A 21,276-nucleotide genomic window follows, 5' to 3' on the forward strand; every position below is an offset into this window, starting at 1 on the left:
GAAAACAAGAAAAACAGGTAATACGAAGTAGGAAGGTGTAGCAGATGAAAGGGTTATTTAAAAAACGGTTAAAGGCTTCTGAGGAGTTGGAGGCTTCCGATATCGTAAAAAGAGGTACGAAACTCTTAGGGGCGATGGATTTATATATGAGGTTATTGGTGGATAAGATTACGCACGGCGGGATGGATGTGCCGCCCCGAGTATTGAGTGATGGGGAGTTCTACTACTCTACAAACCGAATCTTCACAAGGAACGGAGTAAAGAAGATGTTCTTTGTCCGTGACCTCCCTGATGAGATAAGCCGAGGTTTTGTAACAGACTTACGTGAAGCAGTTGCGAAGGATGTATATAACTACAATACAACCAATGGGACGGATTTCAACGTTTCAGTTACATTGTTAATTGATGGGGTCTTTTACCCACTTGATTTTAGTAACAAGAGAACGCAGGCACGTTGGAACAACTTTGTTAGGCAGCATGCAAGAGTTTCAAAAGAGGCAAAGAACAGAACATTAAAAGATGAGTTAAATACAGATAAATATGGAGCTGCCGTTGTACGTAAGGTTAAATCATTCCTATACTTGAAAGAGGCAAAAGATGAGCAGAACGCTGCGTTTTTCAAAACAAAAATTATCTTTGAGTTAGTAGCAGATAACGATGAGATTTTAGAGGTAGCTGAGAGAACATTCCGAGCGTTCACATATCGATATCGAATTCAACATAAAGAGGTATTTATTCAGACAAACGAATATCAAAAAGCGTATTCACCTGCGGGAAGACCTGCGAAGTCATTATTACGCCAGATGAACGAGGGCGATGTGTATGCGGACGATACCATTACATCTCTTACAGTTACTACACATGGTAAGGTCGGGGACGATGTTGGTGTGTATCACGGAATTGATATACAGTCCCGGGATGTTGTGGCATTCGATATGTATAGCGGAACAGATGCGAAGAACGTTTTACTAACTGCAGGTTCTGGTGAGGGTAAATCTAACTTTTCGAAGATGTTAGATACGTTTTATATGATAGACCCATTGTTTTCAACAGTTGTATTTGATTACGAGGGGACTGAGTATAAAGGTTTAGCTTACATCGGGGATGCGAAGATAATCGGGATGGGTTCAGCCGAGGGACGATATGTAAATACAATGGTTATTGGAGACCTTACGGGCGATGAGGAACTTGATGCGGAATTGAAAATCAATGCGATTGAGTCAACCGAGAGAGTATTCAATTTACTGGTAGATGAGAATTATGGAATGGAGCCGGAGCAGCTTGCTATCTTCAGTGATGCGTTAGGTGAAGTATATGCGGATGCAGAGGTTACAGAAGAAAGAGACTCTTGGAAAAACTCTAAGGGGTTAACGTACTTCCATATCTACTCTAAGATTGTAGAGATGACAACAGGTAAACATGCTAAGAAATACATCGAGGTACATACGGCTGAAAGGTTAAAGAATTTCAGAGCCATCTTACGTCCGTATTTTGAAGAAGGGGGTTCACGTAAGCACTGGTTCTCAAAACCGATTGATATTCCGGAGATTATGGAGAGTCGCCATATTGTATTCAACTTTGCAATGGGCGCAACGGATGAGTCGTCAGTAGACGGGAAAGCGTTGGCGTTACGTCAGATGTTCGCAAGCCATTTAACATTAATGAAAGCAGCGCAAAACAGAGTACAGGGAATTAAAACAGTTACGTTTATTGAGGAGTTACAACGTTACCTAAAACAGAGATATTCTGGAGATATTGTAGCTAACTTTGCATCTGCAGGACGTAAGTTAGGTTTAATTAACTACTTCATTACAAACGCACCTTCTTCAATGTTAATTAGTGCGGAGTCTGGAGCAACACCTTTAGATAAAAATATCGGAACAATCATGTCTAACATTACAATGATTATTATTGGGGCGCTATACAGAAGTGATATGGAGGCGTTAGCAGAATACTTCTCACTTCATGACTCCTTAGGGTACTTAAATGAGTTAGCAGATGTAAAAGAGAATAACAGTGAAGACGCAACACTTAAACATTGCTTCTATGTGAAATACAGAGGGCAGGCGGCTATTGTGAAAATGATGTCACATCCACAGTTGGAAGATTTACCTTTATATAAGACAGTAAACAACACATACAATCCAAACTTACGAACAAGCGAGTTTACGAGCGGTGCTGATGTGCAGGATAAGGTAACTTCTGCGTTCATTCAAGATGGCGAGTGGGATAAAATGAATGTAAGTTTCGAAGATAGGGTTAAAGGCAGTAAGGTATTTAAGAAATGGGAACGTACAAAGGAACATAAGTAGTACGTAAAATAGATAAAAAGGAAGAGAGAAGGAGAAAAACCTTCTCTTTTTTGTTGTTTTGATAAGCAGTAGGAACTGATGAGTTAGGGTTTATGTTAAGCTAAAGGTACAAATTTATTTTGTGGGTATGTGTGACTTAGTGTCGATTTAATGTAGACTTAATGTTGACTGTGGAAAGTACATAATACTTCCTATCTGGGGGTAGATATGGTATACTTCATAGTGTTGTGACTTAGTGTCGATTTAATGTAGACTCAATGTCGACTACTCGAAAATTAAATAAGGTAATAGAGGCGAGGGATTCGTATGAAAATTAATAGAATGAACGGAGATTTTGGTAACTCTACAGGAAATTTCTTGTTAAATGGTTACTACTTCGAGATTCCAACTAACGTAGTAGAGATTGAAAAAGAGGAAGCAGAAGGATACTTCATTAGTGATGTGAACGATGCAGCTGATTTATTAGAACGTCTTCTGGTTTGTACAGATATTGACGGAGAAGAACGCTATTTCATGGTAGGTAAGTTGGCTGAGGGTAGCGAATATTCGAATCAGCACGTAGGAGAAATGCACGATAAAATCACAACTCCAGTACCTTATGCAATGTTTTTAGCTGCAGTTGCATACAACTACAGAGTGAAGGCAGAAGAGCCGAAAGACGTTGATACAGTAGAGATTGATAAGATGAAAATGATGCTTCCAATCTGGCTATTAACTCGTGAAACGAAGTTCAGTATTGCGTTAGAGAAGATGGCTGCTAGATTCTCTGGTGAACATAAAGTGAAGCTTATTACAAAAGGTATGGAAACAGAGCTTACGATTGTGGTAAACAAGTCAGATTGCCGCATCGAGGGCGAGGTTGCTCGCCTAGCATTAAAATACAAAATGGTTAACGATGATGAGGGTAAAACGTCTATCGTACCACGTCCAGAAGCGGCTAATTTCAAGGATTATGAGACGGTTCTAGTAGATATCGGTGGAGGTTCTACAGATGCTGTATTACTAGCTAAAAACTTAGCAGCACCTATCTCTCGTGATTCATATCAAGTTATCTCAGTTAAGCCGTTTTTAGGAGAACTTGATAAGCTGCGTAACGATAAATTAATGGGTTATTTCGGTGATTTACGTACATTAGAGCGTTTTGTAGTCGATAATCATACAAAACAAAAATATGTGCTAGAAAACCCAAATACGGGCGCACGTGTGGACTTAACGGAGCAAATTACGTCTATGTTACGTAACTACGCTAAGATTTTAGTTAGACGTGTACTTAATACGTTTGCTAAGATGGCTTCTACAACGCTCAAATTCGTTTATTTCGGCGGAGAAGCTCCTATCCTAGAGGTATATATCAAAGAGGCTCTAGAAGCCGAGACAAGCGCAGAAATCGCTGCTAAAAACCATTACTTCTTACGCGACCTATTGGTTATTGGAGATAACGAGGTATTTACGCCAGTTTCTCGTACAATCAATATTGCGGCGCTTGAACTACTAAGTGCTACTGAAAAAGCGTAATAGATAGGGGGATGCTCCTATGAGTGGCAAAGAGCGTACAAAACGGTTTACGTTGACAGGTAAAAATATGCCCGAGTGGGTGTACGATAAATTGGAAGAAAAAAGCGAGAGAAAAGAGGCTACTGCATACATAGTAGGCTTGATGGAAAAGGAAGCTATGTTCAATAGAATTATTGAACAAATGGGCAACCTATCGCTGTTGAATGGAATTAACGACAAGTTAGATGCAATTCTTGGGGGAAACATCGAGGTGTCTGCCCCAACAGTTACATTTACGAAAAAAGAGGAAGTAAAAGTCGAGCCAGAAAAAGAAGAAAGATTGCCTGAGGCAGTACCTGAAGGTGATATTCATATCTCTGAGGAAGTTGAGAGTGTGGGTATTGACGAGGATGATTTTGGAGGCGGACCCGACTTCTAGGAAAAAGAGCCATTTGCTTATGCAGGTGGCTCTTTTTTATGTAGATTGTAGGGACTTAAGTGAAAGTGACAAAAGCAAATGTAAGGGATTTGAGCAGTTAGGAGGGTAGTTACATGCGGTTACTGTTTGACTTAGTTATGTTTTTCTACATGCTTGTACTGGCGTATGCGCTTGGTAGGCGTAGGTCTGACGGTACAAAAGTAATCCCGGTTGAGGTCACATCCTATGCAATGGTAGTGTTATTGGCAATTTTTATTTTAATTAATCTACCGAGCTTAATTGGATTGGCAGGGACATATGGGAAGTAAAAAAGGAGGTGTTGTGAGTGATTAATTTTTCCGACCGGCATCTTTACGAGGTGGAACAAGGGAAGTACAATCAGTTTTTAAAGAAAAAACTAGAGACAAAAACGGAATATAATCAGAACTCACAGTATTCAGAAGGAGATGAGGATGAGCCGGGATTCATGATGGAAGATGTCATCGGTGGAGAAGGCTTCAGCTTCGGAAGTGATGAGGATGATGGTTGGGGTGTTGGTAGTGAAGGCTTAGGCGGTGGTTGGTCTGGGGCAGAGCCGGGGGATAAGAGTGGGGTAGCTACGGCAAACGATTGGCGAAAAGAGAATTTCGTCAAAACGTGGTTAATGTCACCTATCTACCTGGTTAACTACGTATTTACAGACATCATAAAGGATTGTCCGAAGAAAGAAGAGTGGGAGCATATCCTTACGGCATTGAATAAAATCAATGTAGGCTCTGCTGCTGTTGCGGTGTTTGTTATGCTCCTTGGGTTAAATTCACCGTTTACACCTTCTGTACAGCTCTTTGTGGCTGTTATTTCATTCTTAGCAACCTCTTACGCATTAAAGGCGCTCTATAACAAGGGAATATTTGCGAAAGAGGACGAAAACGCTGAAAGTGAAGAAAGCAATTTAGAGGAAGATGACGAAGAAGGTGGCGGTGAGTTTGATTTTGAGGCGTTAAACTTCAGCGGAGAGGGAGTTGCCTTAGACGATGAGTTCGGCGCTGTTTTGGCTGATGAATATGAAGAGGAGGAAGAGGATGACCTAAACGAGGGTAAATACTCGATTGGAGCTTCGCCTATTAGTATTCAAAGTGACCAAGAGTTCTACGATAGCTTACTGGATGTATTCGCTGAGGGTAATAAGCATAGGGGTCGAGTTATCAATGAACGTATAGCGTTACTGCGCTCATTCGCTCCATATATTATTACGAACGATAGAAACTTCGGTAAATACAAAAGACCGAAAGAGCGTGGGGTTGAGTATAACAATATCGCATATGCAATCTTTAAAGGGTTAGTGGCTGTAGATAGTAAGTTCGAGAAAGATGAGAATAAACTTACAGTTCTAGATATTAAACATAGCCCACTGCTGTATAAGGTTGAGGTTGTACTTCCTTCTTACTTTAAAGCAGACATGATTCAGCGTAAAATCGATGCGTTTGAAGATATGCTAAAAGCATCTACGGACGATAAGGAAGTATCGGTACTGGTTAGCTTCTATCAAGGTAGATTTGTATTCAAATTTATCAGATTCGATAGTAGAACGCTTGTATCTCTAGGTGACATTCTTCGTTTCCAAGGAGATGCGAGTCAAAACGGTACAGCGCTTGAGCAGTTTGCTGATGAGAATAAAGGTCTTCCAATCCTATTAGGGTTACAGGATAACGAGTCGCCATATGTGATTGACTTTGAAAACAATACCTCCGGTACGATAGTTGGGGGTTCTGGTTCTGGTAAGTCGTGGCTGACATTCTCGCTTATGTGGAATTTCGTATTAGCAAATTCTTACGATAGTGTGCAGTTTATTGTTATGGATGCGAAACGTGCGCCGTTCTGGGAGTCGTTTGCTAGGATGCCACACGTATTGGGATATCACTATGACATAAGTACGTTCTTAGAGATACTACTTGAGGTGGAAGAGGAACGTAAACGCCGACAAGAACTTATGACGCAGTATGGAGCAGAGGATTTAAAAGGGTTGCGTAAAGCGCTACGTAAAAAGGGCGATTATGAGACTATGAAGAAGTTCCCGCTGCTGATTGTCATTATGGATGAGATTACGGCTACCATGCTTGAGTACGAAGAGCGTGATGACGATAAAGAAATGTACATGTCTGTACGTAACATTATGGGTACGATTACGGCAAAAGGGCGCTCTGCAGGGGTGAGGATTCTTACTATCGGGCAACGTTCAATTGATAAATCAGTACCTAAAACGGTAATGGCTAACAGTTCGTTTAAGTTTGGTATGCGTATGGATGCAATGTCTGACTTTACGACAATGTTTGGAGAGGAAATTAAGAAAGTCAAAAAACCGAATATGATGGGTATGGGGTTAGCTTCTACCTTTGATTATTCCGGGTTCTTTATGCTAAAGACGCTTACTCTAGGGGGAACAAACAACGAGCAAATGCTAGCACTTATTCGTGTTGTAGCGCTTGATTGGTTAAGAAGGGCTGCAGGTAATACCGACCTTACAGTGCCGCCGGAAGGGATGAATTTCCCTAAAGCCTTTAACCGTAACGAATATGTAGCGAAGTCATTACAGGAGTTACGTGAGGGTAAAATTTTAAACGCTATGACGGTAAGTAGAGGGTATGCTTTAGACCTTGAGGATGAGGATGCTGCTTCTAAGTTAGCGCCAGTCGGAATGGGTGTGGATTTAGGTAAGGATGCTGTAGATGTTCCGTTATACGATAACGCCCCTACGGGTTATGAAAGTAAGGTTTCTTTAGAGAAAGACGAAATATCAATTTTTAACAAAGATGAGGATATTCAGTCCTTTGATAATGTGGAAGATGAGTCAGATGAAAGAGATAATGGCGTTATAGATAACGGCTCAATGTTTGGAGGTTCTCTTGACGGTTTCCCGTCCTTTGATGAAATATTAGAAAATACAAATGATGTTCAGAAAGACGAAGAAACAAATTTTAAAGAATCACAATATTTAACTGAAGAAGATAACGAACACGGCACATCGAATCTTAACAATGAGCCGAATGATTTAGGTAATGGTTTGGCTGATAGTGGAGATGATTTGGATATCGATAATTTCAAATTTCCGTCATTTGAAGATATAACCGAAGAGGTTGAGGACGTACCTGAAGATGCCGATGCTCAGGATTTGTTAGCTGCTTTTGGAGGTCAAAATTATGAAGAGGATGAGGTAGGTCATTCTTCGCATAATCCGCCTGAGCAGGTTAATGGATTTGAGGCTAAGGATACCGTAGAGGATTTTCCAAGTTTTATGGATATATTGGCACATTCTGATACGGATAACGGTATTGATTCTGAAACGTCTGAAAGCAAATTATCTGAAATACCAGAACCGATAGATGTGTTCGGTGATGATAGTGAGGACGAAGGTTTCACATTAGACGATACAGTGATAGAGGCAGTAGCTGATGATTTCCCTTTAGTAGATGTAGAATTGAGTGAAAGACGCAGTGAAACTGATACTGAAACAGTAGGTGAAGAACTGGTACATGGGTCTGAAAGTGCCGAAAAAGGGGGTAAAATCAACCTTCCCGCAGAAAAAGTAAATATAGGGGATAAATTTCACTCGTCGAGTGAAGTTTTAGGTTTTTCGGTAGAAGAAGATGCAGACCGGAGCAATTTGGAAGATGTGTTAAATCCGTTAGAGGATATCGACGAGATTGGTCGTAGGGAAAAAGAGCTGCAGGAGGATAAAGAATTGGGGGCAAGTAACCCAAACCATCTTAAACAACCTACTGTAAACTTAAGTGATATCTTAGGAGTTGGCGGAAAGGTGCAGGAGCAAAAAACAGGAAAAGAACAAAATAAACCACATAAAGAGGTGGCTGTTCAAAGTCCTGTTCCAGAACTTGAGGTTAAATTAGAACTGGAGCAAACGCAAAAACCTGTAGTAAGTCCAGAGCCAAAACTGGAGGTAGACTCTGGGGTAAAACCAAAAGCGATAGAGGTTTCTGCTCCAAAGAAAGAACCTGCTCCAGTCGGTGCGGTAAAGGTTGCCTATGATTCTCCGACAATCACTAGAAATGAAGAACCGCAAGAAACGGTAGAACAGTATATTTTTAATAACGGTACAAAAATTGATATGTTCTCTTATTGCATAGCTAAAGATGATTTACACGCTGTGTATCCGAAAAAGAAAATAGATAAGGCGCTAAACATGACCTTAATTTTTGATGACGGTGATGTGTATGTAGCGGAGAAGTAAATGTTAGAAAGGGAGACTATAGTCTCCTTTTCTTCTTATACAACTATTGACTAAAATATAATAATACTGTATATTTAAGGTATCAAATAAAAGAAACGGGTGGTAAGTATGGCGAAAGAAGTTAAGTTATTTAAAGTAGGTATGGGATTAGATAATAAGCGTAAAGTAATTGAAGCTAGAAATAAATTCGAGGCGTTAGGCTTCTTCTTACTTAAGTGCTGTAAAGGTTCTGACCTTGAGATTGATATGGAAGATGTGGCAATTGAGAAAGCAAACATGCTTGAGGTTATTGTGGTAGGTGATACTTTTAAACCTGAGCATAAAACATTGGAGGAAATTCACAAAGGATTAGGAGACCATAAAGTGCCTTGTATGGTTATTGGGTTAGAGGGTTGTTACGATGAACGCTTATGTTAAGCTTAAAGGATATTAGTTGAAAGGAAGGGGGTTTCCCCTTCCTTTTTCTTATGTTTATAAGATAATAAAAACTGCAAAATACAAGGATTTTAGAATGTTAAGAGATAAATAGCCTGTTCATCGATGATATGTTAGTAATTTAATTGAAAGTAAACAATACAAAATACAAGAATTGTGGGTAATTACTTTATGAATGTTGTAGGGTTTATCGATAATATAAAAAGCAAAGGAAAGTAATATATACAAAATATAAGAATGTCTCCAAAATACTTTTGGAATGTTCGTGTTTTATATGATAAAGGTAAAAAACCAGAAAGTGTAGAATGCAAAATATAAGGGTAACTGGGGAGAATTGTATTAAAAATTAGAAAGTAAAATTAGCAAAATACGTGAATTAGTGCGGAATACCTTATATAACCTACCTAGAATCTATGTGTGCGGGTAATTACATGGGTAGCTATTTTTTCTATGCTGTATGGTTTACTGTTTACTGCGGGGCAATATTAACGGCATGTAAGCTAGTTAGGTAGGTAAGCGTCTTATGGGCTGCCTAAGATGTTGGCGTTCGTGTTTATTTGTGTGAAGGGTGCAATAGCTTAGGTAAAGAGTTAGCTATATTTAAGTTTGGTATTTGAGTAGTGACCTACATGCGGAGAAAATTAAGGAAGATGGGTAAAAATGTGTGTGATGATAAAAGGGAAGAAACCGAGAGGTACATTTGGATATTAGGACTAAAAGAGTTGTAGAAGTTAAGTTTGAGATAGGGGAAGGTGTATGTGGGGGTAACTACACAGGAGTAGACAGGAGGTAAAGGTATCAGTCGATTATTTTAGGAAATTGATAAGGGATTCACATATGAAAAGTTTATACCTGTTACAATAAAGATATATATTATGCATACATGAGGAGGCGTGACCATTTGTTATTTCAGAGCAGGGTGGCACAATTCCAAGAGAATGACTTTGAAGAAATGCTGTTTGAGGAGAGTCCCGATTTCTACATGAGTGGAGGGCTTTCTAAAAAACAAACAGAGATGCTCGATTTTCTGAAGGTCGTGCCGTTTAAGAAGATTGAAAAGACGGCGGATATTTTAGTGAGGTCGGCACGGGAGTTCAATCGGGATTGTGTAGAGATTTACTTACGTGAGGCGCAGGTATCTCCAGTGTTAATGAGTTATGTGAACCCGAGGTTTTTTATTGGAGATAAACCGGGTTTAGGTAAAACAGTTATGTCGGCAGCGAGTTATGCGTACTACAAATATATGCAGAAAAGAAAAGGGTTGAAGCCTAAGAAGGTTCTAGTTGTGACGGATTCGAGTCACGTTATGGGTTTTGCGAATGAGTGGAATAGTTACGGTATTAGAATCGTACCACTTACAAAATCTAGTACGGGGATTGCACGTGCGCTGCGAAAACATGATATGGATGAGCAGGATGGAGTAATTACAAACTGGGACGGGTTAAAGACGAATGGATTTTTAGAGTACTACTTGGAGCATGCGAATGAGTATGAGTTTGCTATATTCGATGAGACTTCAAAACTACTAAACCCAAAGTCTATGTTATATAAAACAGTAAATAACATTGTAAACAAATTCGAGGGTGGAATTGAAAGAGTTATCTTTTTAAACGGTTCAAGTTTCGAAAAGAACATTTTCGATTTCTACTACCAGTTCAATGTACTAAAACCAAAGTTGATACCGAATAAGGATTTTCTTGAGACAAGGTATGTAGTTCGTGGGGGTCGAGAGGTTTACATGCGAGACCTATCTAAATTTGACCCGTTTCAGCAGCATGTGGTCAAACGTAAAGTCGGCGAGATTGTGGACTATAAGAATCAGGCTGAATTAAGGGATAGGTTAAAGTATTACTACATAGCACGTTCTAAACGAGATTATTCGAAAGACTTACCGGAGCATAACTACGTCTTGCACGGAGTAGAACTTACGGCAAAACAGAAAAAGCAGATAAGTGAGTCAGCAAATGTGTCTCTTATTAACAGTCCGAAGACTTCTGACCCGGATGCGGAATTTTCGCAGAAGACTTCTCCTAAATTGAAGGCAGTTATTGAGTTTGCACAGACGGTGGAGGATGATAGACCACTTGTGTATGTCTACAATAAAGAGTCTCAAAAAACAATGAAGGAAGAGTTAGAGGAGTTAGGTTACAAAGTAGGAATACTAAATGGTGATATTTCTGTTGAGGATAAGACAGAGACGCTTAGGTTATTCAATAGTGGGCAGTTAGATATGTTAGTATTCAATGTCGAGAAGGCAGTTAACATACCAACTTCCGATAGAATACTTTTCTATGATATACCAACGATGCCACAACGTACGAATCAAATTAAAGGTCGTATTGATAGGAACAACTATGAGAAGAAGAAATTTTATGATTTCTTCTGTTATATGGATTCGCCTGAGATGGTCAATATTGTACGTCTTGCACATTTCCGTGAACATCATGGGAATGAGTTTACAGGTCAGAAAGAGGATGTATATGGTGCGTTAGTAAAGCAACTACGGAACATGTACAAAGAGGAATTAATGGATGGGATTGCTGAGAAGTTCGAGTGGATGGAAGCCAATAACAGAACGTTTGAGGATATTGAACGTGAGGTTAGACAGCTACTTGGTATGGATTAGCAAAACATACTGAAAGTGTAAAAATACACAGAAACGAATTTAATCAAAAAAGGGGAGAAACATATGAATACGAATTGGGTACAAATTTTAAATGGTGTAAAGAACAGTGTGGGCGCAGCAACATTCGCTGAGGACTGGGCGGAGGATATGGTAGAGACAGGAATGGATAACGTAGATAAGGACGTAGCATTAGTGTTAGATGCAGAAAGTGAAGTGTCATTACAGCTGCTTGAGAGTGGAGAGCATGCTAACACGGATACAGCAGTTGAGATTGCGCGTATTCCTGCTTTTGGGGCGTTAAATAAACATGGTGAGCAAAAGCTTTCTACAGGTGCAGTTGGTAGTTTTGTGAAAGATGATGTTTGGTTACAGTTTGTAAATGAATATCTTATTGAGGTTAAAGGTCTGGCGGTAAATGGTGAGGATGCTAAAGTGTCTCGAGAGCAGGTAAAAGGTCTTGCAGTTACATGGGAAGACTTTAAGGATTGGGACATGACTGCATATGGACAAGCAGTTGATGGGTTTATTGAAAGTTACTTAGCTCGTGTACGTGAGCATCTGGTGGGTAAAATTAATGACTTTTCATAAAGGAGGGAGCTTTCGAGCTTCCTTTCTTTCTATCAAAAAGAGAGGTGTAGGTTGTTATGGGTAAGGTTTACAGGGGAGTGGATATGGTACGTGAGCTTAATTTAGATTACAGCTCATTCATCTATATTATTAAGCTTCTTGAGAAGGAAGGAAAAAAGAAGAGGGTAAACGCTGTGGGAAATCGTATTTTTTCAGAAGAGGATAAAGAGTTGGTTATGGAAACAAGACGATTGTTTGAGGATGAAAGTTTCACGTTAGTGGAAGCTGCTCAGTTTGTCATGAATTCTCATGACGAGAGACTACGTGAGGATTTACAGATGCAAGCGGATATACGTGCAGAAGACAGACGTGTGAAACTTTCCCAGAGGAAAAAAGATGGGGAAGTGTATGAGTTGCATGAGGCAGCAGATATAGTAGGGTTTGGGGCAACAATATTTTTGAAATATATCAGCCTGTTAGTTAAAGAGGGTAGGGTTTATGAAACCAATAAGGCAGGGGTAAGGCGTTACTATAATGAAGATATAGACCTTGTACTAAAGATGAGAAGTTTGAAGGATAGCGGGTACTCATTGCAGAACGCTGCTAAAAAAGTTTTACATAAAGATATAGAATACATAGGGTACACAAAGACACATCCGTACAAAGTAAAGGATGTTGTAGGGCTGTTAGATGTGGTGGTAAGCAGAAGTAAAATGAGTCACTGTATCCGGTTATTGGAGGAGAGTGGTTACCCGATTAGGAGACTAAGGACACACCGGGTCTTTTCCGAACAAGATGTATCGGTGTTTCGGGAGGTTCTTGAACGTGGGGAAGATTCTGGAGTTCCATTACGAAGATGTGTAGAGGGTGTCACGAAAAAGTATGTAGGTTGACGTATCTGAGAAGATAAATAATGTAGGTATATCCGTATCTTTGCGGTTCGATTACTCTGAGAGAGGTATGTATTTTGAAGAGATAGGGGTTATATTCGCCGGGGGTCTTTAGGGATTCCCTTTTCTATTGACTAAAATATAATAATCTGGTATATTTAAGACAACGAAAAGATATGTCAGGAGGAGCTAAAATGAATTGTGTAGATGAGTTACGTAGTGGCAGGATTGGATATACCCCGAAGGAGGTATGTGAGCGATTGGGGGTAAAAATTTATATTTTAAATCGCTATATTCGCATGTTGAAAGAAAAGGGGTATCCAGTAAACGCTTCGGGTACACAGTTCCGATTTTACTCTGAGGACTTGGTTCGTTGCTTACATGAATTGATTGTGCTAGATGAACATGGAATGGATTTAGAGGCTGCAGTTAATACAATCATGGATAAGGGTACAGTAGGTTCAGAGTTGATAGATAGGCTTTCAGAGGAATTGAAAGGTATGTATGTTTTGGACGCTGCTGCGAAATTATTAGGTGTAGCCGCTAGTGAGTTAACTTTGTTCTCTAGATGTTTACAGAGTGAAGGGTATGAATTTAAAAGAAACAATAAACGTTATCGAATTTACACGGAGAAAGATTTTGATGTACTTAGAAAAGGATTTGCAATGAACAGAAACGGATGGGCTTTCACAGATATTGCAAACTGGTTAATGAAAGAGTGTCCATATGGAGATATGACTAAAATGTACACAGAAATTGTAGCATCTGAAAAGTTAGGAGCAAGTAAAGTTTTAGTAAAGGCGTGTATTCGTAAGTTAGAAGAGGAAGGAAAACGATATACGGTAACCAGTAAGGGGAAAGTTGCGTTAAACGACGATGATATTGCTGAGATTGAAAAAGAAATAGAAAAAGAGAAGAAGGTTTGTGAAGTATCTAAGGGTCTAATTACGTTTAGTGAGGCTGCGGATATATTGGGGTTTGGTGATAGATATGTAATTAATAAGTATGCATCAGCTTTAGAGGAAGTAGGATATGTTTTTTGCAAAACTATAAGCGGACATAGATTTTACACGGAAAAGGATGTGGAGTTGCTCGCCGATTTATCTGAAAAGGTGGGACGTAATGTTCCATTGATTACGGTTGCAAAGATGTTGGTAAATCCACAATCTTTAACAGAAACTGAAAAACTGGATGTAAACAGAATAGAGAAGTCTGTATATAAACTAGGGGATGTTGTTGATTTGATAGGAGTAAAACACCCTAACATTGTACGTTATGTAAATTATCTGGAGGATGAGGGATATAAGGTACAAAAAGATAGTAAAGGTCGTCGAGTATATGATGATGAGTTAGTCCAGTTATTAGTAGATATGCAGAAGTTACATATAGATGGTGTACAGGTTAAGAAAGCAGCTAAACAGGTGATGATGGATAAAATTGAGAAGGAGTAAAGTGGTATGGTTGCAGCACTTGGTTACGAGTCAGATAAAACGTATACGTCAAGAGAAGCAGCAGACCTTTTAGGGTTTGATAGGTTTAGTGAGACGAATCGCTACGCACGACTATTGGAGTCCGTGGGGTATGTGATACGTACAAACAGTCTTGGGCGTAGGTTATATACAGAAAAAGACATAGCGTTCATATCTGAAATTCGGAAGTACTCATATACACGGGTGCGGTTAGATGTGATAGCAAAATATATTATTGACCCAGATATGTTAAGTGAAGATGAGTTACTGGATATTAAACTCGCTTTTCAAACTACACATAAGATAAAGGATATTGCGGATAGGTTAGGGATACCGTTTCCTAATGTGGTTCGGTATGCTAATTATCTTGAAGAAGAAGGGTATGTTGTGCAGAGGGATAGGAACGGAAGACGGATGTATACAGATGAGTTGGTTAACTTACTTACGAAAATGCAGGGAGAGCATCTCGGTGGGTTAGAGGTTAAGCAAGCGGCTAAATTAATTGTAACTAAACATAAAGAGGAGGATTTAAATGGCTAATTCATTAAAATTTGGTTGTAAGGTCGATGACGGTTGGAGTCGTTTGGCGCAGCTAAAAAATCTCATGAATGTAGACGGACAAGTTGCTTTAAGGTATGCGAAAGTGTTTGAGAGTTTAGGTCGTGAAATCAATCGGGATGACAGAGGGCTTCGAATCTATTCTGCTGAAGAGGTACAGTCTATTTTAAAATTAAGGGAGTGCGAAAGACGAGGGGAAAATTTACTGGTGGCTGCTCAGAGAATCCTTAAGGAGTTAAAAGGTGAGACAGTATTAGTAGATATGGAGTATAGCAGATACAGTAGGTTAACGGTGGCGGAAAGATTGGGAACTAGTGTACATACAGTTGCAAACCATACTAAAACACTAGAGAAAAAGGGTTATAAGTTTACATTGGTGAACGGAAGAAACAGAGTATATTCTGAAAAAGACATTAATATTATCCAGAAGATGATGACGTATAACGACGAGGGTATGCGTTTAGTTGATGCTGCGGAAAAGGTAGTGGCGGAGCTTAACGAGGTTAGGGTTGTAAAGAATACGGGTGAAAAAACGTATCGACTACGTGTAGTAGCGGATATGCTCGGATACGATAAAGACGATATACTTCGCTATATGATTGCCCTTGAAAGAGGAGGGTATACAGTTGCTAGAAATGAGCAAGGTATTCGACTATATACGTCTGAAACGATAGAAGCAGTTCGGAAATTAAGAGAATTGATAGATTCTGGAGTACGTGCGGGCGCAGCCGTAAAACTAATATTGAGTGATAACAAGAGGTGTTCATAATGGGGGAGGTGTTATTTAAACTAAAGGATGCATGTCGTATGGTAAAGATAGAGGATGTGCAGTTTCGTGATTACATTCGATTACTGGAGAAGCATGGGTATGTTGTACAAAGGTTAGGGAATGGGCATAGAGTTTACACAAACAAGGACATTGGGGAAGTAAGGAAAATGGTAGAGTATGCTGAGTTAGGTATTCCATTATATACAACTGCAAAGCATATTATGGGGATAGAAGATGAAGATACTGAAATCATTTCCATACTCACAGACCCAAATAAAAAATTATTCAGGTTAAAGGGTGCTGCGGAAAAGATTGGTGTGGATAGTCGTGTGTTCCGAGATTGTGTGACGTATTTGGAGGTTGAGGGTCATCAATTGCATAGAATCGTAGCAGGTATGCGGTTATATTCTGAGGAAGATATAGAATTGGTACGTAAAATGTGTAGGAAAATTGGTGAGGATAAGGCAGTTTTACTAACTGGTACGGATTCCGATAATGAACCAAACACATATTATTTGCAGGAAGCTTCGATTAAGTCTGGAATCCTTGGACATACATTTAGGAAGTATATGAACTTACTAGAGGAGCAAGGGTATAAGGTATCAAAAACAAAGAAAGGGACTCGGGTCTATACGGATAAGGATATTGATACAGCTAAACAGATTAAAGAGTTAAACAAGAGCGGTGTGTTGCTGTTTGATGCTGTGAAAAAGGTTCTGGGAGCATAGGAGTATGCTCCTTTTACGTATTTAACTATTGACCAAAATATAAATAAATGGTATATTATGTGTAATAAAACAAACGGTAAACGAAAGGAATGGTTATAATGAATAAAGTAGAATTAATGTTAAGAGGTTATGTAATGATGTTGGAAGATGAGGATGTAAGAGTTAAACTTAGTAAATCAACTTTCGGATTAAATGAATTATACGGAGTGGGGTTTAAGGCTAGTTATATTGAAGAGGAAAACAAAATTGCTGTATACAAAATGGAAAACGATGCTTGGGAAATGGTAGGCAGTACAAAATTAGTTGATTAATTGAAGATGCAAAGGTGGAGTAAGGGGGCTTATGTAAGCTCTCTTTTTGTTTACAATTAATTTATTGACTAAAATATAATAAAGTGGTATATTTTAAATAGTAAAAAGGATAGAAAGAGGGAATTAAGATGGTAAACGAAGTGTCAGTGAGACCAAAATTGTTAGGGTTGAACTATAAAAGTGGGGATTGTAAAGGGGTTACATTGCCACATACAGACCCTAAAAAGGTTGCAGTGTTGGAGTATAATTCAAAGACAGGGGAGTATAGCCGGGCTTCGTTTAAAGTGTGGGTTGCGGTTGAGAATCTTATCCCTGACGGTAGGATATCAGGTACGGAGTACAATAAGGAACTGACAGATGAGGTTAAAAGGGAAAGAATGGATAACGTTGCAAAAGTTTACGAGGAAGTAATTCCTTATTTAAACACACAGTCGGAGCAGGATTATTTCCGTAAAGAAATTAAGGAGATAAAGGAAGGTAAGAAAATATTCTTTTAATATATAGGAGGGGTCAGTGTGACTGCATATAGCTGGGGGAAAGTACCGAATGCGTTAAAAACAAGTAAACAAGAGTTACGTGATTGTATGAATGGTTTGGAGAGTGCCGGGTATGTTTTTAATGACATGGGAGCTACAGATGAGGATATTGCAATAATTAAAAAAGCGTATGATTACCGCAGTAGGGGGTTTGCCTTTTGCGAAGTGGGAAATATGATAATGAATCCAGAAGAGATGTCCGATACGCATAGGAAATTGCTGTTGGAAACAACCTATAGTTTAGATGAGGTAGTAGAATTACTTGGATGTGCAAAGATTCATGTCATTCAAATAGCTAGTAATTTATATAAAAGCGGATACGAATTCCCGTTGAACGGAGAAGGAAAAAGAATATATACAAACGATGCGTTGGTGAAAATTAGGAAGGTAAATGAGTTTTCTGAGTTTGGGAGGGGTATAAGCGAGGCAGCTCAAAAAGTTATGGAGATGCCAGAGGATGAATTCAAACTGGATAGTAATGGTGAGGAAGATGTGGTATCTGTTCCTGCTGATGTCTTTTCGCAAATTATACAGAATCAAATAAAAATAGAGAACGCATTAGTAAATCTTTTAGCCGAATTAAAGGGCATAAAAGATGAATTAAAGGAATTAAAAAGAGAATAGGATATAACTTTACGATAAGGACTTCCAACCGTGTGAAGTCCTTTTTTGCTACAATTTTTTATATACGTAAATTACGATATAAATAGGAGTAAGAGAGGGGAAATAACTATGAGCGCATTTTTATGGATAGTGGCATTTGCCGTCATTTCAGCAGCTTTAATATTTGTTTGTAGAATCATATTTCTAGGCTCAGAGGTAACGGATAGTAAGGTTAATGAAGATGAGGGTAAAAAGGGCTTAGACCTGAGTAAAGAGAGTGGAGGAGAAGTAAAGAGGGCGGCGGTATGGGCTAACGGTAATGAACAGACGTACCTAAACAGAAAACGTAGCCCCAATAGGAATAAAGCAGCGTCACGTACAAACAGAAAACGTAGTTCTTCTGATGATTCTGATGTAGGTTACAGTCCAACGCCTGTGTACACGTATGATGACGATGATTCTGGTCGTTGTGGTCGAAGTTGGGGTGGTTCTGAAAGCTCTGGAGGTCACGGCGGAAGCCACGGAGGTGGGCATGATACTGGTGGCTCTGACAGCGGAGATTCCGGCGGAGGGGCTTGCGATTAAAACGTAATAAAGGTTTGATAAGGTCTGCTAACATATGGCAGACCTTATTTGTTAGTATAAGTGGTGTACAGTACACTATTGCATAGGTGAGTGGTAATGAGTGTAGGCAATATGTAAGGGTGGTTGCAGTAGTGTACACGTACAGGTGGGTATGGATTGAGTTGTGAGTCAGGTTCAGACATAGAACAACAGTATTTCCCATATCAATAACTACTGGTGTAGCGATTCGGATGCGTACCTACCTGTATGTGTGAATACAATGAAATGGGGATGATGTCATGCTTGGACAGACTTTGATTGTGGTTGGGGATATAAATGGTGAAGATGTATTTAAAGAGGTATTAAGAGGGGCAGCGGGTACGTATAAGGAGTACGTTGGGAACATAGAGTTTGAGAATCATAGTCCTGCTTTTGATGATTACTTCGATAACGCCTATAAAGGTGAGGGTACGGAAGCGCTTGTGGAGCTTGTACAACAGGGAAAATCTGTGGCAGTGATGAGTGATTATAAGGGGTATAGAGTTGAGTTACTGAATATGTTGATACGTGCTAGAGTTAAAGGTCAATTAGATAAAGGATTGATTGTCATTGGTGATGCGGATAGAGAGGTCATCTGGCAGGTTAAAGATGTGTTAAAAGAAAAGGGGCTACAGTTAGGTAAAGATATTTCTATACTCCTCACATTTGATGCAGAAACGGCGGATAAAGGGTTGCAGAGCTTACATGGGGAGTGCAAGGCTGCAATGTATTACGAGTTAATGGATGCCTTAGATGTCGTTACGTTAGATGTAGAGGATGATGATACAGAGCCGGAGGTTTGGTTAGTTGAAAGGGATTTTAACGAATACAGGTTACGTGAGTATATAAAGTAAGAAAGGGGTAGGCGTTGTGATTGGAAAACCTTTGATTGTTGTTGGTGACGTATCTGGTGAAGATGTAGTGGCTGATATATTACGAGGTGCAGGAGACAAAGCAGATAAGTTATTAAGTGGAATTGATTTTACGAATGTAAGTGAACACAAATCACTTAATGAAGATGTATATGACGTGATAGATAAGAACCCAAAAGAGTTAAACAGTCAGTTAGGGAATCTTTGCAGAAGTGTTGATAGAGGTGATTCTTTACTGGTGGTTGCGGATTTCCGTGAGGCTGATATCCGAAGGTTACTGAAAACAATTCTACGAAGACGAGCAACAGTTAATAAGGGGTTACTTGTTATAGATGGGGTAAGTGCAAAAAGGTTGAAACAAGCCAAGGGTTTGCTCGATAGTAAAGGGTTAGCGGTAGGTAAGGATGTTTCTGTCGTGGTTACTGGGATGTGCGTGACAGGGGCGCAGGGGCTTCGAAACCTACATAGAGATTGCCAGTATATAGGTTGGATAGGGCTTATGGATGCCTTGAATGTTGTTGTATATGAATGTTTAGATGAGGAAGAGCCTATGGAGTTGTATAAAGTGGTTCATGGCTTTAACGGGTATGGGTTACTTAAAATGTAATAGGGGATGAGGAAGATGTCAGAGACTAAAAAGCCAGTCATTACAGTAGGTAAAATGAGCGGAGCTGAGGTAGCTTCTCATTTACTGAGAGGGTTAAAGAACGTTACAAAAGCCTTAGAGCGTGTAGGTGGTTACTATTTCTTAGGGGAAACAAATCCGGTTATTGAGCGTAAGGATAAAAAGATACGAGAAGAGTTAGCAGAACTTGCTCGTTCTGGGAAATCCGTTTTGATTGTAGGAGATAAAGGAAGCGGAAAATCCGAATTACTTACATATCTAATTCGATGTAAAGCAAAATCCGATAAAGGGTTGTTAGTCATGGACGGGATTAATAACGATACAATGTGGGAAGCAGATGGGTTGTTAACGCAAAATTATATCCGTTTATATGAAGATATGGAAGTATTGGCAACATATGAGGGTTTCCATGCAGATACAGCGTTTATGGATATTTTGGATGAGAGCGAGAGTGCATTTGGGCTGCTTGCAAATATTGATATCGTGGTTAAAGTCGATGAGGGTGTCATTACAAACATGTTCGAGAATCGTAAGGAAGAAGGTTCGGAGCTTAGAGGGTTAGTGCCTATGGACGGCGCTGATGAGCTTGAGTACGAGAAGGAGAAGCAAGACCCTGCAGCAATGGCAGTGATATGGGATGAAATTAGTGATGGTCATGGGGTTTACATTGTAGGTGGGGATAAAAACGGCAGGTTCGGTCTTATGCGAGAGTTGCTAAGCGAAGTCAAAGGAAATGAGTTCATGACTCTTTTAGGGGATGAAAGTCACTTAACAAGGATTAAAGCATGGGAACTGGGGGAAGTAAAGCCTTATATTATACCGAATAGCCCGCAGGATACTATGTGGCTTATGGCGGCTTTAAACATGGCTGAATCTAGAGTGTCGTTCCTAGAGGTAGATGAAAGAATGACAAGCCCGCTGATGGAGTCGTGGGGTCGTGGTGAGAAAGGATTCGCAACGAGTGATGCCACAACTGCTGAGGAGGCTATGGAGCGTTTAGTGGATATGTTATCAGGTGGGGATGATTCGTTGCGTGATGCGAAGTCCAATGGAATTATAAGCAGTATCGGGGCGGTCGTTGTGATGAAAGGTAAAAAGGTTGCAGAGGTTTGGACACCTTATATGTCGGCGGATGGGAAAGTTATAATGGATGATATGTACATATCGTAAAGGGTTGTGAGGGTTTCACAGCCCTTTTCCTGCTTTATTTATTG

The 21,276-nt window shown here is 39.6% G+C and carries 20 protein-coding genes; all 20 read left to right on the top strand.

All coding sequences use genetic code 11. The annotated features are described in order from the left end of the window. Nucleotides 1-44: 44 nt before the first annotated feature. The 20 genes from ACTFR8_RS22780 to ACTFR8_RS22875 all read left to right on the top strand — a co-directional run bounded on the left by ACTFR8_RS22780 (nucleotide 45) and on the right by ACTFR8_RS22875 (nucleotide 21,232). Nucleotides 45-2,312 carry a hypothetical protein gene (locus ACTFR8_RS22780; protein ID WP_440028065.1) on the top strand — a complete coding sequence of 756 codons (2,268 nt, stop codon included), beginning with the start codon at nucleotides 45-47 and terminating at the stop codon, nucleotides 2,310-2,312. A 306-nt stretch (nucleotides 2,313-2,618) separates the two neighbouring features. After that, the gene (locus ACTFR8_RS22785) at nucleotides 2,619-3,827 is read left to right on the top strand and encodes an Alp7A family actin-like protein (RefSeq protein ID WP_221660332.1); all 1,209 of its coding nucleotides are present in this window, start codon (nucleotides 2,619-2,621) and stop codon (nucleotides 3,825-3,827) included. Nucleotides 3,828-3,846: 19 nt separating this feature from the next. Beyond that, nucleotides 3,847-4,245: a hypothetical protein gene (locus ACTFR8_RS22790; protein WP_221660333.1), complete on the top strand. Its 399-nt coding sequence runs from the start codon at nucleotides 3,847-3,849 to the stop codon at nucleotides 4,243-4,245. 113 nt (nucleotides 4,246-4,358) lie between these two features. After that, a complete protein-coding gene (locus tag ACTFR8_RS22795) occupies nucleotides 4,359-4,553 on the top strand; it encodes a hypothetical protein (RefSeq protein WP_221660334.1) in 195 nt (64 codons plus the stop codon). Between the two features lie 17 nt (nucleotides 4,554-4,570). Beyond that, nucleotides 4,571-8,470, top strand: a complete 3,900-nt coding sequence (locus ACTFR8_RS22800; protein ID WP_440028069.1) for an FtsK/SpoIIIE domain-containing protein — start codon at nucleotides 4,571-4,573, stop codon at nucleotides 8,468-8,470. A 108-nt stretch (nucleotides 8,471-8,578) separates the two neighbouring features. Further along, nucleotides 8,579-8,887 carry a hypothetical protein gene (locus ACTFR8_RS22805; protein WP_440028072.1) on the top strand — a complete coding sequence of 103 codons (309 nt, stop codon included), beginning with the start codon at nucleotides 8,579-8,581 and terminating at the stop codon, nucleotides 8,885-8,887. Nucleotides 8,888-9,806: 919 nt separating this feature from the next. Next, complete coding sequence (locus tag ACTFR8_RS22810) at nucleotides 9,807-11,531, top strand: SNF2-related protein (RefSeq protein ID WP_440028075.1); 1,725 nt, start codon at nucleotides 9,807-9,809, stop codon at nucleotides 11,529-11,531. A gap of 63 nt (nucleotides 11,532-11,594) precedes the next feature. After that, nucleotides 11,595-12,119, top strand: a complete 525-nt coding sequence (locus tag ACTFR8_RS22815; protein WP_221660338.1) for a hypothetical protein — start codon at nucleotides 11,595-11,597, stop codon at nucleotides 12,117-12,119. Between the two features lie 56 nt (nucleotides 12,120-12,175). Beyond that, nucleotides 12,176-12,991, top strand: coding sequence for a hypothetical protein (locus ACTFR8_RS22820; protein WP_440028078.1), 816 nt, complete (start codon nucleotides 12,176-12,178; stop codon nucleotides 12,989-12,991). Nucleotides 12,992-13,182: 191 nt separating this feature from the next. Further along, nucleotides 13,183-14,439, top strand: a complete 1,257-nt coding sequence (locus ACTFR8_RS22825; protein WP_440028081.1) for a hypothetical protein — start codon at nucleotides 13,183-13,185, stop codon at nucleotides 14,437-14,439. 6 nt (nucleotides 14,440-14,445) lie between these two features. Further along, nucleotides 14,446-14,997: a helix-turn-helix domain-containing protein gene (locus ACTFR8_RS22830; protein ID WP_440028083.1), complete on the top strand. Its 552-nt coding sequence runs from the start codon at nucleotides 14,446-14,448 to the stop codon at nucleotides 14,995-14,997. Then, nucleotides 14,990-15,784 (top strand): hypothetical protein, encoded by a 795-nt coding sequence (locus ACTFR8_RS22835; protein WP_440028084.1) that lies wholly within the window; start codon nucleotides 14,990-14,992, stop codon nucleotides 15,782-15,784. The genes ACTFR8_RS22830 and ACTFR8_RS22835 overlap by 8 nt, the downstream gene beginning before the upstream one ends. Continuing rightward, nucleotides 15,784-16,512, top strand: a complete 729-nt coding sequence (locus ACTFR8_RS22840; RefSeq protein ID WP_440028087.1) for a hypothetical protein — start codon at nucleotides 15,784-15,786, stop codon at nucleotides 16,510-16,512. Before ACTFR8_RS22835 ends, ACTFR8_RS22840 begins: the two co-directional genes overlap by 1 nt. Nucleotides 16,513-16,646: 134 nt before the next feature. After that, entirely contained in the window at nucleotides 16,647-16,823 is a 177-nt protein-coding gene (locus tag ACTFR8_RS22845) for a hypothetical protein (protein WP_440028089.1), read from the top strand. Between the two features lie 128 nt (nucleotides 16,824-16,951). Further along, nucleotides 16,952-17,320 carry a hypothetical protein gene (locus ACTFR8_RS22850; RefSeq protein WP_221660345.1) on the top strand — a complete coding sequence of 123 codons (369 nt, stop codon included), beginning with the start codon at nucleotides 16,952-16,954 and terminating at the stop codon, nucleotides 17,318-17,320. 18 nt (nucleotides 17,321-17,338) lie between these two features. Then, nucleotides 17,339-17,983 (top strand): hypothetical protein, encoded by a 645-nt coding sequence (locus ACTFR8_RS22855; RefSeq protein ID WP_221660346.1) that lies wholly within the window; start codon nucleotides 17,339-17,341, stop codon nucleotides 17,981-17,983. A gap of 108 nt (nucleotides 17,984-18,091) precedes the next feature. After that, nucleotides 18,092-18,547 (top strand): hypothetical protein, encoded by a 456-nt coding sequence (locus ACTFR8_RS22860; RefSeq protein WP_221660347.1) that lies wholly within the window; start codon nucleotides 18,092-18,094, stop codon nucleotides 18,545-18,547. 278 nt (nucleotides 18,548-18,825) lie between these two features. Next, a complete protein-coding gene (locus ACTFR8_RS22865; RefSeq protein WP_221660348.1) occupies nucleotides 18,826-19,419 on the top strand; it encodes a hypothetical protein in 594 nt (197 codons plus the stop codon). A gap of 16 nt (nucleotides 19,420-19,435) precedes the next feature. Beyond that, nucleotides 19,436-20,044 (top strand): hypothetical protein, encoded by a 609-nt coding sequence (locus ACTFR8_RS22870; RefSeq protein ID WP_440028092.1) that lies wholly within the window; start codon nucleotides 19,436-19,438, stop codon nucleotides 20,042-20,044. Nucleotides 20,045-20,059: 15 nt separating this feature from the next. After that, nucleotides 20,060-21,232 carry a hypothetical protein gene (locus ACTFR8_RS22875; protein ID WP_440028095.1) on the top strand — a complete coding sequence of 391 codons (1,173 nt, stop codon included), beginning with the start codon at nucleotides 20,060-20,062 and terminating at the stop codon, nucleotides 21,230-21,232. Nucleotides 21,233-21,276 lie beyond the last annotated feature (44 nt).

Source organism: Bacillus cereus group sp. MYBK15-3, assembly GCF_051916765.1.
Taxonomy (GTDB): domain Bacteria; phylum Bacillota; class Bacilli; order Bacillales; family Bacillaceae_G; genus Bacillus_A; species Bacillus_A cereus.

Coding starts and splice junctions, on each gene's coding strand:
- ACTFR8_RS22860 (WP_221660347.1), top strand. CDS start 18,092: ATGAGCGCATTTTTATGGATAGTGGCATTTGCCGTCATTTCAGCAGCT.
- ACTFR8_RS22790 (WP_221660333.1), top strand. CDS start 3,847: ATGAGTGGCAAAGAGCGTACAAAACGGTTTACGTTGACAGGTAAAAAT.
- ACTFR8_RS22875 (WP_440028095.1), top strand. CDS start 20,060: ATGTCAGAGACTAAAAAGCCAGTCATTACAGTAGGTAAAATGAGCGGA.
- ACTFR8_RS22780 (WP_440028065.1), top strand. CDS start 45: ATGAAAGGGTTATTTAAAAAACGGTTAAAGGCTTCTGAGGAGTTGGAG.
- ACTFR8_RS22785 (WP_221660332.1), top strand. CDS start 2,619: ATGAAAATTAATAGAATGAACGGAGATTTTGGTAACTCTACAGGAAAT.
- ACTFR8_RS22825 (WP_440028081.1), top strand. CDS start 13,183: ATGAATTGTGTAGATGAGTTACGTAGTGGCAGGATTGGATATACCCCG.
- ACTFR8_RS22845 (WP_440028089.1), top strand. CDS start 16,647: ATGATGTTGGAAGATGAGGATGTAAGAGTTAAACTTAGTAAATCAACT.
- ACTFR8_RS22835 (WP_440028084.1), top strand. CDS start 14,990: ATGGCTAATTCATTAAAATTTGGTTGTAAGGTCGATGACGGTTGGAGT.
- ACTFR8_RS22850 (WP_221660345.1), top strand. CDS start 16,952: ATGGTAAACGAAGTGTCAGTGAGACCAAAATTGTTAGGGTTGAACTAT.
- ACTFR8_RS22840 (WP_440028087.1), top strand. CDS start 15,784: ATGGGGGAGGTGTTATTTAAACTAAAGGATGCATGTCGTATGGTAAAG.
- ACTFR8_RS22865 (WP_221660348.1), top strand. CDS start 18,826: ATGCTTGGACAGACTTTGATTGTGGTTGGGGATATAAATGGTGAAGAT.
- ACTFR8_RS22820 (WP_440028078.1), top strand. CDS start 12,176: ATGGGTAAGGTTTACAGGGGAGTGGATATGGTACGTGAGCTTAATTTA.
- ACTFR8_RS22815 (WP_221660338.1), top strand. CDS start 11,595: ATGAATACGAATTGGGTACAAATTTTAAATGGTGTAAAGAACAGTGTG.
- ACTFR8_RS22805 (WP_440028072.1), top strand. CDS start 8,579: ATGGCGAAAGAAGTTAAGTTATTTAAAGTAGGTATGGGATTAGATAAT.
- ACTFR8_RS22830 (WP_440028083.1), top strand. CDS start 14,446: ATGGTTGCAGCACTTGGTTACGAGTCAGATAAAACGTATACGTCAAGA.
- ACTFR8_RS22795 (WP_221660334.1), top strand. CDS start 4,359: ATGCGGTTACTGTTTGACTTAGTTATGTTTTTCTACATGCTTGTACTG.